Below are 16,493 nucleotides of genomic sequence, written 5' to 3' on the forward strand. Positions count from 1 at the left end.
TCTCCTGGCTTTGAATAATAGTGATTCGATTTGGAAAAATTATATTATAAAAAATGATAATTATTTTTGTAAATTTGGAGAACTGTCTGAGAATTTATATTTTACCCCGAGCATACCTTGGATCTCTGGAGTAAGTAATCCGTCCGTATTCGGGAACGGTTGATGAAGAGGCAAACGTACCAAACCTTCGAAGCTCAAGTTTTTTGTAGAGATAGAGAATCCAGGGTTCACATAATATTCGTAACCTTGCTGCCATCCTCTGAAGGCTTGAGGAGTATCGATCTGTAAAAGACTTTTATCGTTAAATCTTTTGATCCCAGATACTTGTAGAAAGAAATCCATTTTGTTCAAACTGCTGGAATTCGAGATCAAGGAATAGCTGATCCCGATGGAAGATTTTGCAGATTCTGGGATCGCCAAACCTACGTTATTTCCCGCCATTCTCCAACCTAAATCCATTTGAATGCCAGCTCTTCCGAGTAAATAACCGAAAAGTAAATTCCCAGCTTGGTTGTCCAAACCTCTCGAAAGGTTAGAACCTAAACCTGGTATAACGGAAGAAGTAGCTCTCACGTCCGTCAGAGAATCAAACGCTCTTCTTTCTGTATTAGCTCCTACATAAGCCTCGGATTTATTTTCCTTGTTCTGGCCCATACTCATTGCCATTACAAAAACTTCTTCTCTTCCAAGAGAAGGGTAAAGAGCGAAAAATTCTCTCTTCTGTAAAAGGATCCTTGGCTGGTTCGGTAACTTGTTGGGCAGCCCTGGAATGGAGTCGAAAGATGCAGATTCGGTCGGGATATATTCCCGAAACACTTTCATTTCATAAGGATATTTGAATGTAAGAGAAGAGAAAAATTGAACCTTATGCTCTTCCTTCTCTTCTGTTTGGTCAGAAGTTTCCTTTTGTGAAAATAGGGCCTTGTTTTTAGAAAAGTTGTCGAAAGAATCCCAGAAGAAAGTAGAACTGTTCTCTCCGTAGATTACGGATAGGCTCGCTACAAAAGGAAGAATTACCTGCAAGAGAGAAGGGAAGGTCTTTCTAAAAAACGAGCGTTTGCGTTTAGGAAGAGATTTGGATTCATATGTCATCTTCTCGGTTCTCATCCTATATTTATTGATATATGACGGAATATTCTGCTTTGCCAATGAAAATTCCGTCATATTTACCAAAAAATAAGATCTTCTATAATTCACCTGGAATTGGTATAAATGAACACAAAGATCAGAAATTTCGGCCCTTGCAAAATTGAAAGTCCAGCCGCTTACGAATATTATACCGGAGATGAATCCAAGGTGGTTTTCAAGACGGTATTCGAAACAGAAGAGAGCTGGAAGGAATATATAGGAGAAGGAGCCGAATTTTTCGAACAAGCAGGTCCCAGAAAGAAGATCTACTTCGACCCAAAGGAAGTAACTGCTGGGATCGTGACCTGTGGGGGGCTTTGTCCAGGGATCAATGATGTGATCCGAGGTATCGTAATGGAATTAAATTATAGATACGGGGTTAAACGTATCCTTGGATTTCCCTACGGCTATCAGGGCCTTGTCAAAAAATATGATCATAAACCCATCGAGCTGAACCCTGAAAATGTGGCTCATATAGGCAGGGACGGAGGAACCATTCTCGCATCTTCCCGTGGAAACCAAAATCCTTCCGACATGGTAGATAGGCTCTCTTTGTACGGAGTTAAGATGTTATTCTGTATAGGAGGAGACGGAACCTTAAGAGGAGCCAAAGAGATCGTAGGCGAGATAGACAGAAGAGGGGAAGAGATCTCTGTTATTGGAGTTCCTAAGACAATAGATAACGATATCAATTATGTGCAAAAAACTTTCGGATTTTCTACCGCCTTCTCCAAAGCAATGGAAGCTGTAGAATGTGCACATGTGGAAGCAAAAGGCGCGCCGAATGGGATAGGTGTAGTAAAACTGATGGGAAGGCATTCCGGTTTTATTGCAGTAAATGCAGCTTTAGCTTCTCAAAACGTAAACTATTGTCTAATCCCTGAAGTTGATTTTGATCTGAATGGAAAAGGTTCCTTCTTAGATATTCTGAAAAAAAGGATCTTAACCAGAGAACATGCGGTGATAATTGTAGCAGAAGGTGCAGGTCAAAAGTTTTTCGGGAAAACGGAAGAAAGAGACGCTTCCGGAAATCTAAAATTAGGCGATATTGGTGTTTATCTCAAAAATTCAATCCAGGACTTCTTCAAAGCAGAAAAGATAGAAGTGAATGTTAAATATATAGATCCAAGTTATATTATTCGTTCTATTCCAGCAAATCCAGAGGATTCTATTTTCTGTGGATTTTTGGCTCAGAATGCAGTGCATGCTGCCATGGCCGGCAAGACTGATCTAGTGATCGGTATGTGGAATAATGTGTTTACTCATCTTCCGATAGATATCGCGATCCAAGAAAGAAAGGTGCTTCAGCCTACTAAGAGTACTCTGTGGAGAACATTATTGGCTTCAACCGGGCAGCCTGCTCGTATGGTGGCAGAATAATATAAAAGACTTTTTGAGAAGGATTAGATAATCCTAATTGAGTCGGACCATTACTAAAGTGTAATCGTCATGAGGATCTGCTTCTCCTCTGAATGCATCAGTAGTATCTAAGATCAGTTCTTTTAGATTTTCTACGGGCATATCTCCGTTTCTTTCTATAAGTTTTGCGAGATTTTCTAAAGAATACATTTCTCCGGTTTCGTTTGTAGTCTCGCTTACACCATCAGTATATAGAACCAGAAGATCTCCGGGTTGGTATTCCACTTCATGCTCTTCTATCTCTGATTCTTTGATGCCTAGAGGCATTCCTTTTCCGGAAAGGAGTAGTACCTTCTTGTCTTTTGCCTTATATAATAACTGCTCATTATGGCCGGCACTAGAAAAACGGATCCGCTTCTTAAGCATATTGATACGAGTGAGCATCACAGTAACGAACATAAAATAGCCGGACTTCTCTTGAATGATCCGGTTTGCTCCCATAAGACTGATACTTGTGGAAGAATTACGTGCGACTTCACCCGCGATAATCGTTTTGGAAAATTCCATAAAGAGCGCGGCTGCGATCCCTTTTCCGGAAACGTCTGCGATTAAGATACTTACTTCATCAGGATTATGATAGATCAGATCATAGAAGTCTCCACCGATCTCTTTGGATGCGGTGTAAGAAGTTTCAATTTCCAGAAGATGCATCTTCTTAGGAATATTAGGAAGAGAGTTGAGCTGTATCTGAGAAGCGATCTGCATATCTCTTCGGATAGATGTTAACTTCTCCTTTTGATTCTTAGCTAAAAGACTGTTATAAGCTTCTGCAATTTGGTTCGAGATAGTGCTCAAGATAGAAAGGTCTTGGGGGGAAAAACTATCCCCGCTCATTTTATCCGCAGCGTTTAAGACGCCTATGATCGTACCATCCTGACGGATAGGAACAGATACGAAAGATCTAGTCTTATAACGATTTGGCGTAAGAAGGTCAGGATTAATATCTGTTTGTCCCTGAACTAGGATCGCTTTTCCTTGGGATAAAATTTCGTTTAATATCCCTCTGGACTCATCCACAAGATGAGACTCTTCTTCCAAGCTGAAGCCTATGGATTTAGAAAGTTCGAATGCTTTTGTTCTAGGATTTTGGAAGATCAAAGAAACTCTTTCCGCACCTAAAACGTCTGAGATTGAGTTTACTGTTAGATTTAAGAACTGATCTAACTCGCCAATATTAGAAATGGCCTGACTGATCTGATAAAGACAATCCAGTTCTCTTGCACGATCTTTTAAATCTCGGATCAACCTTCTGTTTCTGATCGCAATCGCTGCAAGATCGGAAAGATATTCTAATATCTTAATGTCTTTATTTGTGAATTCAGGCCTTTCTAAAGAGTTAACTGCTTCCAGGACTCCTTGGATCTCTCCTTGCGCTTTCATCGGAACACAGATTAGATTCTTTGTGGTGAATCCGACTGCATCATCTATGTTTCTATAAATTCTAGGATCGTTTGCCGCATCATTTACAATGACAGGTTCTAGACTTTCTAGGACCATTCCTGCGATCCCTTTTCCTCTAGGGACTTTTAATTCAGTGAGGGATTCTCCCTTATCACCTTTTGCAACTTGGAATACTAGGCAATCTTCGTCCGGATCATAGAGTAGAAGGGAACATCCTTCCGTATTGAGCACATCTTTCGTGGTATCTATGATAATTCCTAAAAGTTCTTCCAGATCATCGGTGGAATTGATCCTGGCAGTAATGTCTGAAATAAGAGCTAAGGAGAGCTGTTTGAAACTCATTTGGTCCGGGAATACTTCTTTTTTTGAGAGATTTTCAAATCGGGAGGGCTTATTCCAGCCCAAATCCAACTCCTGTCAAGGAGATTCGGAACTTTCCTCTTATTCGATCAAGGAACCGATCCCTTGATCAGTAAAGATTTCGATCAGGATAGAATGTGGGACTCTTCCGTCAATAATATGAGTCCTTCTCACTCCTTGGTCGATCGCAGAAAGACAACATTCTACTTTAGGGATCATTCCTCCAGTGATATCTCCTTTCCGAATATAATCTTTTACTAAGGCACGGTTTAAACCTGTTACAAGTTTTCCGTCGATCAGGATCCCGCTAGTATCCGTAAGAAGGATGAGCTTTTCCGCCTTGAGAGCTCCTGCCAATTCTCCCGCAAACGTATCCGCGTTAATATTTAAAGATTCTCCAGATGCAGATTCAGCCACCGGAGAAATTACCGGGATAAAACCTTTTTCTTGGAGAGATAGAATGACTGTAGGATCTATTTTGTCGATCTTACCCACAAGACCGACATCTACTAGTTCGGATTTTTTTCCTTCTACATCTATTTCTATTTTTGTTTTGGAAGCGACTGCAAGATTTCCATCTTTTCCGGAAAGTCCGACTGCATTTCCACCTTCTTTATTGATCATGGAAACGATCTGTTTATTTACTTTTCCAGTGAGGACCATTTCTACAACGTCCATGGTCTCCGCGTTTGTGACCCTATGACCGTGAACGAACTCAGTTGGAATATTCAAACTTTCTAAGAGTCTATTGATCTCGGGTCCGCCTCCGTGAACAATTACAGGATGGATACCTACATACTTTAGAAGAACTATATCTTTTGCGAAAGATTCCTTTAAGTCGGCCTTCGCCATTGCGGCTCCACCATATTTGATGACCACAGTTTTCCCGGAGTATTTTGTAATATAGGGAAGGGCCTCCAGAATATTGTTGACCCTTTCAAAGGAATGTTCCATACCAAACAGAGAAATCGTTCCCCACTTGTACGTCGATTCGGAAATGTTAACAATTTTAATCACTGGAGGAAGCGGAGGCTTAGGCCGTGCTCTTGTTTCCGAATTAGGAAATCTAGGATACAAGATCTTAAATTGGGATCTAGTTTCTCCAGTCAGACTTCATCCAAATGAAACATTCCAAAAAATAGATCTGACTTCTTCCAATGAACTGGAGAATGCCTGCAAAAATTTGCAATTAGATACTTCTTCTTCCATTTATGGATTTGTACATTGTGCGGGTTATGGCGGTCCTTATCATAAGATCACCGAAGTTTCTTTGGAAGAATGGGACAGGATATTCGCGATTAACCTTCGCTCTGCTTTTCAAATTACAAAAACATTACTTCCAGTCTTTAGCACAAAAGGTTTGGGAAGATTTGTTTACATAGCTTCTTCATTATCAGTGCAAGGAAGCGCGCTATCTGTTGCTTACTCTTCTTCCAAACATGGGATCATCGGTTTTATGAAATCTATTGCTGCAGAATGGGGAGAGAAGGGAATCACTTCCAACGCTGTGAGCCCAGGTTATATGGAAACCAAAATGGGCATCCAAGAAGACCAGGTGGATGATCATCGCAAAAAGATAATAGAGATGACTCCAGTAAAGAAGATCGCTTCTCCGGAAGAGATTGCAAGAGTGGTCTCTTTTTTAATCTCTTCAGAATCAGGTTATATCAATGGTGCGAACTGGACAGTGGACGGAGGAATTACTTCGATTTAGTTTTTTTGGAAGAAGGTTTCGGAATTCCAGGCTCTTTTCCCAGATGCAAAAATACTTCTCTCAATTCCTTAACGGAATCTTTTGCTTTTTCATCAATCCATAGTTCATTTGCAGAAGGAGAAGAATCAAATTTGATCTTTCTTTTTAATATTTTTCCTCTTCTGGAAAGAAGAAGGTCCGCTTTTTTGCCTGGTTGGTATTGATTTAATAATTCTTTAAAGTTTCCTGGAAGAATTCTTTTATCATCCAGAGCTATCCATTCATCGCCTAAATTGATATCCGTTTCTTTCACAGATTTAGAGAGAAGAATTTTACTTACGATCATTCTTCCTCTTTCTTCTTTTACTCTAAATCCCAATTCAATTTTAGGTTTGGAAGCGGTTCTTTCTATTCCGATCAAATGCAAATATGTTTCGATAGGGACCCGCTTTGGTTCTGTGATATAAGTGTCGAATTCAAGTTTTAGGTCTAGGCCTGTTGCTTTCTTTGCAGTTTGAAAAAATTCAGCCTTTGTAAAGCCTCTTTTCTTTTCCTGATGATACTGCTTGTTCAAAGCGATCATGACATCTACCAAAGATTTTTTGCCATTGGTTTCTTTCAGGATATAAAGATGCATACTTAAAGATAGAATTGCTCCTTTTGTATAATAGGAGATTCCTGTATTCGAAAAATTTGGATCGAATGGGCGATTATAATATTTAGTCCAAGCAGTAAAACTGGAATCTTCTAAACTCATCCAAGATTCACCCAGAGATTCTTCTAACTCCTGTATATCCTTCCAAAGTTTATTCAAATATTGTTGGGGCGAATAAGATCCACAAAGAAGAAGAAAATACGCATCAAAGAAACTAGTAATCCCCTCTGCGATCCATAATTCTTTTGTTAAATTCGGTTTTTGGTAATCAAAAGGACCGAGAGCGATCGGACGTATCCTTTTCACGTTCCAATGGTGGAAATACTCATGGGATAAAAGTTCTAAAAGAGTTCTGTAATTATCTGGATTCGACCATCCATTTGGATCGAATTGGTTGATGCTGCAATTGAGATGTTCTAATCCTCCATAAAGATTATCGCTCATGTCTAAAACAAATAGATAATACTTATTTTCAGTTCCTCCCATCAGTTTGATCTGAGTTTCCACGATAGTTGCCAAATCTTTGGAGATCTTCTTTTTATCTTTTGTTTCGATATCCCCTAGGATGACTAGATCGAATTCGCATCCTTCCGCACTAAACGGGATCTGTTTTTCATTTGTAAGAAGAATAGGGCAGTCAAAAAATTCATCGAAGTTTTTCGCCTTCCAAATCTGTTTGGAACCTTCCTTCTTCTTTAATCCGGTATAACAAAAACGAAAAGGTGATAAACTCTTCCAGCTAAGTTCAGGTTCTAGATCTAAACGATCCTTGGGATATAGGAATGTAGCAGGCGGATGAACTAAAATAAAATCGCTGGTGAAATAATTGGTTCTTACGGTGTGTTCGAATCCGTAAACTAGATAAGAAATTTTGAATGTTTCTCCCTTAGAAGAAACTTTCCAAGTATCAAGGTCTATTTGCTCAAGGCCCCAACCCGGCTTGGATTGAACAAAATGTACTTGGTGAATGGATTTGGAATAATCTCGGATTTTATAAGAGCCGGGCGACCAATTTGGAATACAAAGAAATGTTTCCTGTTTGTCTGGGTGGACTTCCATTTCCACCTTTAATAAATGTCTATGCGGTTGGTATATATCTAGAGTGTATTTTACGATCACGCCTTAGGCACCGGCCTCTTTTAAGATCTCCTCTAAAGTTTCGGCAACTGTTTTAGTGGGATCCACTTTTCTCCATACTTTGCGGATGGTTCCATCTGGTCCTACCAAAAAGCTGTCTCTAGAAAGTCCTTTGAAAACTCTTCCTTGCCATTCTTGGTCTCCATAAACTCCTAATGGTCCGCTCAAACTTTGTTTTGGATCAGATAGAAGAGGGAAACTTAGATTGAACTTGTCAATAAATTGTTTATGGCTATCTAAAGAGTCTGAACTAATTCCATAAACCTTTGCTCCAGCCTGCGTGAACTTTTCCAAATTGTCTCTATAAGAGCAGGCTTGTTTTGTGCAACCCGGAGTATCATCTTTCGGATAAAAATACAATAAGGTCCAGGAACCTGCTGAATCTTTAGGTAGATTTACTGTGTTTCCTGCTGAACTGGATAAACTTACTTCCGGTAATTTTTTTCCTTCCCATGAGTCGGACATAAAGTTTTCCTCCTATTTTCCCTTCCGGATAGTTTCTACCGAAAACATTTTTGGGAAAAGGAAAAAATCCTTTAAAAAAGTTGAAATCTCGCAGTTTTTCTCATCCAATTACTGCTGTCGAATAACGCATGGTGCAAAAACAAAAAATTCCGGCTTTACCTTTCAGATCTCTAATCTTCATTTCTTTTTTCTTAATCTCTTTTTACTCTCTGGGTTCTAAGGAAGAAGAGCCTATCCCAGGTTGGAAGGACTTGGATCTAAAAAGATTAGAATGGGAATCTGTACGAGGATATAAATCAGAATACAAATCCGGCTTTGAGTCCATTGAGCCTGGTTACTTAAAAATAGAAAAATTCCCAATCGTTCTAAATCAACTCTATAAAACTCCAGTATCCGACAAAATCCAAGAGTTCACCATCCAAACAAAATTTAATCTAAGTTTTGATCCTAAAGCTCAGGTTTTCTTAAATCCGATCAGACTATATTTGAATTTTATAGGAGAGAACTGGGAGATTTATCTGAACGGACATCTTATCCAAAAAGAGATCCATTTAGATTCGAATGGAAAAATGCAGACCAGAAAGACTCTCCGAGATCTGGAGGTGCAGGTTGACTCTAGTCTTTTACAAGCCGGAGAAAACAGATTAGTATTTCATATGTTAGGAGATGCACCAGCTCTGCATCTTTCTGAAGAAGAATATCCTACACTTTCTCCAGTATTCACGCCTACAAATGTGGATCTTGGATTTTATTTGGATGGAGACTATACTTTAGGAGTTGAATACGATTTTTCTAAGAAGATCGGGATCTTAATTAATTTAAGTTTAAATACGATCTATATATTTTTCGGATTATATCATCTTCTCATTTTTTCCAAAAGAAGAACGGACAAATATAATTTATACTTTGGGATCTTTTCCATCTCTATGGCGGTTTACTCTTTAAGTAGATCTACAATCATTTTTGATTTTATACAAGATAGTACTTGGATCACAAGAATTGAATATGGTTCCGTATCCTTACTTGCCCCTTTGTTCTTATTATTTCTTCATGATTACTTTTACGGATCTACTTTGCCGAATAAGGCAATACTTGCCATCGCTGGATGGAGTTTTGCGATCTTCTTCTTTTCCTTTTTAGCTCCATTTCAATACTTAATGATCAGCTTAAGAGCGTGGCAGATCTCCATTCTACCTTCTCTTATTTATCTATTATACTTCATGGGAAAAGCTGTTTATCTGCGCAAAAAAGACGCTTCTCTCATGGCGATCAGTATGTTCATCATCGTATTCATCTCAGGCTACGATGTTTTGGATTCTATGTTCTTTCAATCAGGGATTCGATTCACTCAGTTTGCTTATCTTTTATTCGTGATCTCTTTAACCACGATACTTGCAAACAGGTTTATCGATCTATACAAACAATCTGAAGAATTGAACATAGAGCTTAGTCACCAAAAACTAGAATTGGCAAGGCAGAAGAACGCTTTCTTCCGATTTGTTCCTATGCAATTCTTAAGCGTGCTTGGTAAAGATTCAGCGGTAGATGTTAACTTAGGTGATTCTGCATTACGTGAGATGAGTGTATTGTTCACAGACATTCGTTCTTTTACTACAATCTCGGAGAAGATGACTCCTGAGGAAAATTTCAGATTTATCAACGGATATCTTGCTAAAATGGAACCTCTCATTCAAAAGTATGAAGGTTTCGTGGATAAGTTTATGGGAGATGCGATCCTTGCATTATTCTCCGCAGAAAGAGTGATCCATTCCGAGAATAATTGGGAAGGTAAGTCTGCCGCAGACAGGGCAGTCCTTGCAGCCATTGATATGAGAAGAAGGGTCCGGGAACTCGAAGAAGAAGTTAAGGGTAATCATGGACACGTAAAAGGTGTTCGAATCGGTATAGGTATTAATACCGGAAATCTGATGCTTGGAACGGTAGGCTCTTCTCATAGATTGGATACAACTGTGATAGGGGATACAGTAAACGTTGCTTCCCGTTTGGAAAGTCTGACGAATTTGTATAAGGCGGATATATTAATCACGCAACAGACTTTGTCTAGTCTTACGATCGCTGACGAACTCGCGATCAGAGAAATAGATTCCGTAGTGGTAAAAGGAAAAAGTCAGCCAATCATCATATATGAAATTTATGAATCAGACGATCCTCATATTCGCAAACTAAAGGATGCTACCCTGGCTTTGATCTCCAGGGGGATCATTTTGTATAAGGTAGGAAATTTTAAGGAAGCCCTTCAAAATTTCGAACAAGCCCTAAAAGTTTATCCGGAAGATATAGTGGCAATTTTATATCGAAAACGTTGCCAAGAATATATTGAAGCTCCTCCAGTTGGAAATTGGGTCGGAGTACAACATCTTTTGGAAAAGTAGAAGATTGTTTTTCGCTTTCCATAAGACCAAAGGATCATAAGAATGATCACCTATGATTTCTTATCCGGTTTACAAACTCATTCATATCCTTGGTATTTTATTCTTATTTTCCGCGTACGGTGGTCTAGCACTTCACGTATTAGGAGGAGGCACAAAAGAGAACGCTCCTAAAAAACTAATCGCTTCCGCTCATGGAATAGGTATGACTCTCGTACTTTTGGGCGGTTTTGGAATGTTAGCAAGGATAGGACTTCTAACCAGTTTTCCTGGTTGGGTGATTGCTAAGATTGTGGTCTGGTTGATCTTTGGTGGACTATTGACTGCGTATTATAAAAAGCCTGAGTTTGCAAAGATACTATGGTTCGGTCTTCCTGTGCTTGGTACATTCTCCGCTTATTTGGCATTGTATAAACCGTTTTAAGTTTTTATTAAAGTTTTATCAGAGGATCCCGTTTTCATTCTTTGAAAGCGGGAACAAAAACAAAAAGTGAAGGGATGAACTTATGGCAAAGGTAAATGTTTCCAAGTCAGTCAAAAAACCGTCTTCTAAAAAAGATAACAGCTTAAAACCGATCAAAGATTTTTTAGGTTCTCGCAGTCTTCCTGCTCCTGTGGATCGTTTGGAAGATGTTCGTAAAAGAGCGAGAAGATTTAGAGATAAATTTTTATCTGGGCCACAAGTGGTATATTACAAATCCTTTGATTTAGTCCGAGTGCCTTATCCTACTAAATATGCCCTACTGAATGCATTTAGTCTTCCAACACCATTCTTGCATATAATCAATCGATTGTTTATCATCCAATACAAAACATCTGAAGGGATTAAAACTCTACTTTTCTCTCCATCCGATGTGGATGCAAACGCAGAGACTCCTTTTTTCAAAAGACTTTCCCAAAGTTTTGGACCTTTTCAAAATATTGGAAGAAAGATCATGGCTCCTACTTTGAACACTGTAGAGGAATGTTTGAAACAAGTAGGACTTCCTCCGGAGAAAGTGGATTATATTTCCTTTGATCATTTGCATACTCAGGATCTGCGCAAATGGTTAGGGGCGAATGGTCAGCCAGGATATTTTCCAAATGCAAAATTATTGGTCATGAAAGAAGAATGGGATTCTATCCAAGGACTTCTTCCTCCTCAATCAGATTGGTATTGCCCGAATGGTTCCGGTGGTATCTCTATGGACAGAATTGTTCTTTTGGATTCTGATACAGAACTAGGCGGGGGAGTTGCTTTGATCAAAACTCCTGGTCATACTTACGGAAATCATAGCTTGGTAGCAAATACTCCGGAAGGGATCTTTGTAACCAGCGAAAATGGAGTGAGTGCGGATAATTATAATCCACTCAAGTCTCGCATTCCTGGCGTGCGCAAATATGCTAAAAACACAGGAATGGAAGTGATCTTAAACGGAAATACTTTGGAGATTGGCCTAGACCAATACATCTCTATGGTTTTGGAAAAAGAGATTGCTGGTCCTTCTTTGCGAAATCCCGAATTCTTTAATGTTATGCCTTCTTCTGAAATGAGCGGGTTCTGGCTTTTTCCAGGTACAAGCCCAACCTTCTCATTTGGACAATTAGAATTCGGTAATATAGTTACCCATTAGGAAATATACATGAATATACTCATCACTGGTGCAAGCGGCGGTTTGGGAAAAAATCTGGCGGAGAAAGCTTACGCTTTAGGTCATAATATACTTCTCACAAATCTAAACGAAAAGGCTCTAAAAGATTACATTACTAAACAAAAGTTTGATAAGAACAGGGTATTGATCTCAAAGTTAGATGTTACTTCTCCTTCTGATTGGAAGAAGGTTATGGATCTGGCTTATAAAAAGTGGGGAAAGCTGGACATTCTAATGAATGTGGCAGGATACCTTCTTCCCGGTTACATTGAAAATGTAAGCCCTAAAGATATTGATAAGCATATAGATATCAATGCTAAAGGTTTGATGTATGGAACTAGAGAAGCTTCTATCCGAATGATTGCACAAGGTGGAGGGCATATTATAAATATTGCATCTTTGGCAGGTGTTGCTCCTATTCCTGGAATTTCTCTTTATTCTACTTCTAAATTTGCAGTCAGAGGATTTTCACTTGCGGTCGCCCAAGAATTGAGGCCCAAAAAAGTATTTGTGAGTGTAGTTTGCCCAGACGCGATCCAAACACCAATGCTTGATCTACAAAAAGATTACGAAGAAGCTTCCATGACATTCTCCGGGAATCGATATCTCAAAACGGAAGAAGTGACTGATATTATTTTTAATAAGGTTATTCCTAACAAACCAATGGAAGTTTTGATCCCAGGTTCCAGAGGATTTTTGGCTAAGGTAGGAAGTTTTCTACCTGGTTTGAATGCTTTACTCAGTCCTTCTCTTATGAATAAAGGTAAGAAAAAACAAACAGTCTATAAAAAGGTTTAAGTTGGACCTTTCTTATTTTTTCAATTTGGCTGGGGTCACAGTGTTTGCTGTATCAGGAGCCTTGGCCGCTGCGGAAAAAAAGACATATCATGCGGATGCATTCAGTGTATTCTTCACTGGATTTATCACTGCGATCGGTGGTGGAACTTTAAGAGATATTACTCTCGGAAATTATCCGGTTTCTTGGGTTTCCGATTCGAATGTCCTTTGGGCAATTTTTGCAGGCTTCGCGATCACATTTATATTTCCTAGATTTTTAATCCGAATGAAAACGGGGATTTTCTTTTTCGATACGGTAGGGATCGGGATCTATACTGTAATCGGAACTAGGATCTCATTACTGAGCGGAGTAAATCCATTCGCGGCAGCGATCTTAGGTATGGTGTCCGCTGTATTCGGGGGAGTGATCCGAGATACTTTGATCAACGAAGTTCCTATGATCTTCCGAAGAGAAATTTATGCAACTGCCTGTTTGGCGGGAGCGATCTTGTACATTGTGCTGGATAGATACGAAGTGAACGGAAGTTTAAATACTGCTGTCTCTGCTTTGCTTGTTATAATAGTTAGAATGATTGCTGTCCGATTTAATCTTTCTCTTCCTAAATTCCGTTTGCCTGAATAGTCTAACATTCTAAAATCCGATTTGGTTTTTCGGAGGAGAATCTAGGATGTATAGAAAAGGGTCTAATCACGGATTACTTTGGATTTTTGCAGTCGCACTTTTACTGATCGTTTTTATAAAACCCAAAGATAACGGGGTTTCTTACACTTCTTATTTTAAAGATCTGAATACAGAGTTGAAACAAAACGGTCCCGGAAAACCGATTGTGCTTCTTGATTTAGATCGTTTGGATTCCAATCTGAAACTTTTGAAAGAAAAGATCAAACTTCCTTTGTCTTATAGAGTGGTTGTGAAATCTCTTCCTTCTATAGATCTACTTAAATATATCGTAAATGCAACAGGTTCTAAAAGGCTGATGGTATTTCACTCTGGGGATATCATCATGTTATTGAATGATCCAGAATTCCAAAAATTTGATATTCTTTTAGGAAAACCAATGCCAATTGCAGCTTTGGAAAATATATATTCTAAAACCAAAAAAGAAAATTTTCAAAATGTACAATGGCTGATCGACACTTCCAATCGAGCGACACAGTATCTAGAGTTTGCAAAGAAGAAGGAACTAAAATTACAATTAAGTTTAGAGATCGATATAGGATTACATAGAGGAGGATTTTCTAACCCGGAAGATTCGCTGGCAGTGTTGGAACTCCTACAAACGAATCCTAAAAGTATAGAACTTTCCGGATATATGGGTTACGAACCTCATGTTGCTTCTGTACCTGTAATCTTTGGGGATAAGATTTCCGCCATGGAAAAATCTCTCCAAAACTCCCTAGATAAATATTCGGATTTTATAAAACTAGGAAGAGAGAAATTCCCGAATTTATTCCAGAAGGAAATGGTATTCAACGGAGGCGGAAGTAAAACTTATAGTTTCTACCAAAAGAATCCAGGAATAGTTAACGATGTGTCCTTGGGTTCTGCTTTAGTGAAACCTACTGACTTCGATGTGGAAAGTTTAGAAGAACATAGCCCTGCTGCGTTTATTGCAACTCCAGTTTTGAAAAAATTAGAAGGTACTAAAATACCTTTTTTAGAATCTTTATCCTTTCTATTCCCGATTTGGAATCCGAATCAAGAAGTAACTTACTTCATTTACGGAGGGGCATTCTCCGCAAAAAAGGAATCTCCTAAAGGGCTCGAAGATAATTCTTTATTCGGGTCAAGCACCAACCAAAGTATTTTGAACGGATCGAAAGCTACCAACTTAGAACCGGATGATCAAGTATTCTTTAGGCCTACTCAAAGTGAGAAGGTAATGGCGGAGATGGGAGAAATCCATCTGGTTCGTTCTGGTAAATTGATAGGAATATGGAAAACTTTTATCAATTAAGATAAAATAATTTCTGATATAAGGCTTGGAAGAACACCTCATCCAATGAAAGAACAAACTCTTTCGAATCGTACCATGGCAGGTTACGCATCCGCAGAAGTGGGAATCACTGCCGTGGAAACCATGGCCCAGATCTATCTTCTGGATTTTTATGTTTCTACGGTAGGATTGAAACCTTCTCTATTTGGCTTGGCTATGCTGATTGCGATCTTATGGGATGCGATCAGTGATCCTATTATGGGATATATCTCGGATCGAACTAGTTTCACAAATGGAAGAAGAAGACCTTATATTTTAATCGGAGGATTTTTACTAGGCCTAGGTGCATATTTTCTTTTCTCTCCTCCCGAGTTAGAGACCCAAACTTCTAAGTTTTTATACTTGGTAATCGCTTATTTTTTCACGAATACATTTATGACAATGATAGCGGTTCCTCATATCAGTTTAGGAGGAGAGATCGGTCATACATCTGGAGAAAGAAATAAAATCTTTGGTTGGAGATTATTCTTTGCGAATCTAGGCCTTTTGTGTGGATTACTTCTTCCTGCGATTTGGGTTTCTTTAGGAAAGGATGGATTTAGTTCTAGGAGCTTTTCTTCGGCGGTTATATGGATCTTATTGTGTTTTGTTTCTTATTTTTCTTATATTTTTACCAAAGGTAGAGATTTCCCTTATCGTAGATTAGAAACGGAGTCGAATTCCGTACGTGCGAATATTTTGTCCTTCTTTCAATCCGCTGTTTTTATATTAAAAAATCGTTATTTTCTACCTTTACTTTTGGCGTTTATTGTGGCGACTGCTGCAAGGACTTTAAACTCTTCTCTGGGACTTTTATATTATAAGGAAAGATTACTACTGGAAGATTCTCAAGTGGTGATCCGTATACTTCTTCCTTTTGTATTTTTTCTTACGATCTCTATTCCGCTTTGGATATACTTAGCAAAAAGATTCGGCAAAAAACTCCCTGCATTCTGGGGAAGTCTTTTGCTCGGAGTTATGACAATGATCTTATATCCGGTCTTGCCCCAAGGTTCTTATGAGGCTCCTTTGGTAGCAGCATTTTTTGGAGGAATATTCGCAGGCTCCATTTTACTTTTCGATTCATTGGTAGCAGATGTAGTAGATTATGATGAACTTCTTACAGGAGAGAAGAGAGAAGGTGCATATTTTGGATTCTGGAAGATGGCAACCAAGATCATTAGAGCGATTGGGTTTGCTTTTTTAGGTTTTTTGTTAGAAGCGATTGGATACCAAGCGGGAGCGCAAACACAAGACCCTGAGCTTGGCTGGAGATTGACAATTTTATTCGGACCAGTAGTAGGAAGTTTATTCGTTCTGGCTTCTTTGATCTTTACTAGAATGGGTCTTACTTCAGAAGTTCACGCAAAGATACGGGAACTTCTATCAAGAAAACAGAATATTCAAAAAAGAAGAAGTTCCGGCACTACGGCCGGATAA

General features: G+C 38.9%; 14 protein-coding genes. 9 read left to right on the forward strand and 5 right to left on the reverse strand.

Annotation, left to right across the window (positions count from 1 at the left end):
• Nucleotides 1-60 precede the first annotated feature (60 nt).
• Nucleotides 61-1,149 carry an LIC_20087 family outer membrane protein gene (locus tag B1C82_RS01220; RefSeq protein ID WP_234008479.1) on the reverse strand — a complete coding sequence of 363 codons (1,089 nt, stop codon included), beginning with the start codon at nt 1,147-1,149 and terminating at the stop codon, nt 61-63.
• A gap of 63 nt (nt 1,150-1,212) precedes the next feature.
• On the opposite strand from B1C82_RS01220, the gene B1C82_RS01225 reads away from it, so the two are divergent.
• Nucleotides 1,213-2,508, forward strand: coding sequence for an ATP-dependent 6-phosphofructokinase (locus tag B1C82_RS01225; RefSeq protein WP_086445793.1), 1,296 nt, complete (start codon nt 1,213-1,215; stop codon nt 2,506-2,508).
• Between the two features lie 33 nt (nt 2,509-2,541).
• Here B1C82_RS01225 and B1C82_RS01230 read toward each other — a convergent pair whose 3' ends face one another.
• Both B1C82_RS01230 and argB read right to left on the reverse strand, forming a co-directional pair.
• Nucleotides 2,542-4,290 (reverse strand): GAF domain-containing SpoIIE family protein phosphatase, encoded by a 1,749-nt coding sequence (locus B1C82_RS01230; RefSeq protein WP_086445951.1) that lies wholly within the window; start codon nt 4,288-4,290, stop codon nt 2,542-2,544.
• Nucleotides 4,291-4,389: 99 nt separating this feature from the next.
• The gene (argB, locus tag B1C82_RS01235) at nt 4,390-5,262 is read right to left on the reverse strand and encodes an acetylglutamate kinase (protein WP_086445794.1); all 873 of its coding nucleotides are present in this window, start codon (nt 5,260-5,262) and stop codon (nt 4,390-4,392) included.
• Between the two features lie 43 nt (nt 5,263-5,305).
• Between argB and B1C82_RS01240 the strand changes: the two genes are divergently transcribed.
• Nucleotides 5,306-6,022, forward strand: a complete 717-nt coding sequence (locus B1C82_RS01240) for an SDR family NAD(P)-dependent oxidoreductase (RefSeq protein ID WP_086445795.1) — start codon at nt 5,306-5,308, stop codon at nt 6,020-6,022.
• Here the strand turns inward: B1C82_RS01240 and B1C82_RS01245 are convergent.
• Together B1C82_RS01245 and B1C82_RS01250 are read right to left on the reverse strand one after the other, a co-directional pair.
• A complete protein-coding gene (locus B1C82_RS01245; RefSeq protein ID WP_086445796.1) occupies nt 6,009-7,775 on the reverse strand; it encodes a M61 family metallopeptidase in 1,767 nt (588 codons plus the stop codon). The genes B1C82_RS01240 and B1C82_RS01245 overlap by 14 nt on opposite strands.
• 3 nt (nt 7,776-7,778) lie before the next feature.
• A complete protein-coding gene (locus B1C82_RS01250) occupies nt 7,779-8,258 on the reverse strand; it encodes a peroxiredoxin (protein WP_086445797.1) in 480 nt (159 codons plus the stop codon).
• Between the two features lie 128 nt (nt 8,259-8,386).
• On the opposite strand from B1C82_RS01250, the gene B1C82_RS01255 reads away from it, so the two are divergent.
• The 7 genes from B1C82_RS01255 to B1C82_RS01285 all read left to right on the forward strand — a co-directional run bounded on the left by B1C82_RS01255 (nt 8,387) and on the right by B1C82_RS01285 (nt 16,493).
• Nucleotides 8,387-10,651 (forward strand): adenylate/guanylate cyclase domain-containing protein, encoded by a 2,265-nt coding sequence (locus tag B1C82_RS01255; RefSeq protein WP_086445798.1) that lies wholly within the window; start codon nt 8,387-8,389, stop codon nt 10,649-10,651.
• Between the two features lie 52 nt (nt 10,652-10,703).
• On the forward strand, nt 10,704-11,072 hold the full coding sequence (locus B1C82_RS01260) for a hypothetical protein (protein ID WP_086445799.1): 369 nt from the start codon (nt 10,704-10,706) through the stop codon (nt 11,070-11,072).
• 82 nt (nt 11,073-11,154) lie between these two features.
• Nucleotides 11,155-12,261: an MBL fold metallo-hydrolase gene (locus B1C82_RS01265; protein ID WP_086445800.1), complete on the forward strand. Its 1,107-nt coding sequence runs from the start codon at nt 11,155-11,157 to the stop codon at nt 12,259-12,261.
• A gap of 9 nt (nt 12,262-12,270) precedes the next feature.
• A complete protein-coding gene (locus B1C82_RS01270) occupies nt 12,271-13,077 on the forward strand; it encodes an SDR family oxidoreductase (RefSeq protein ID WP_086445801.1) in 807 nt (268 codons plus the stop codon).
• Nucleotide 13,078: 1 nt separating this feature from the next.
• Entirely contained in the window at nt 13,079-13,699 is a 621-nt protein-coding gene (locus B1C82_RS01275; RefSeq protein ID WP_086445802.1) for a trimeric intracellular cation channel family protein, read from the forward strand.
• Nucleotides 13,700-13,745: 46 nt separating this feature from the next.
• Nucleotides 13,746-15,035 carry an alanine racemase gene (locus B1C82_RS01280; RefSeq protein WP_086445803.1) on the forward strand — a complete coding sequence of 430 codons (1,290 nt, stop codon included), beginning with the start codon at nt 13,746-13,748 and terminating at the stop codon, nt 15,033-15,035.
• 45 nt (nt 15,036-15,080) lie between these two features.
• The gene (locus B1C82_RS01285; RefSeq protein ID WP_086445804.1) at nt 15,081-16,493 is read left to right on the forward strand and encodes an MFS transporter; all 1,413 of its coding nucleotides are present in this window, start codon (nt 15,081-15,083) and stop codon (nt 16,491-16,493) included.

This window comes from Leptospira venezuelensis, assembly GCF_002150035.1.
Taxonomy (GTDB): Bacteria; Spirochaetota; Leptospiria; order Leptospirales; family Leptospiraceae; genus Leptospira_B; species Leptospira_B venezuelensis.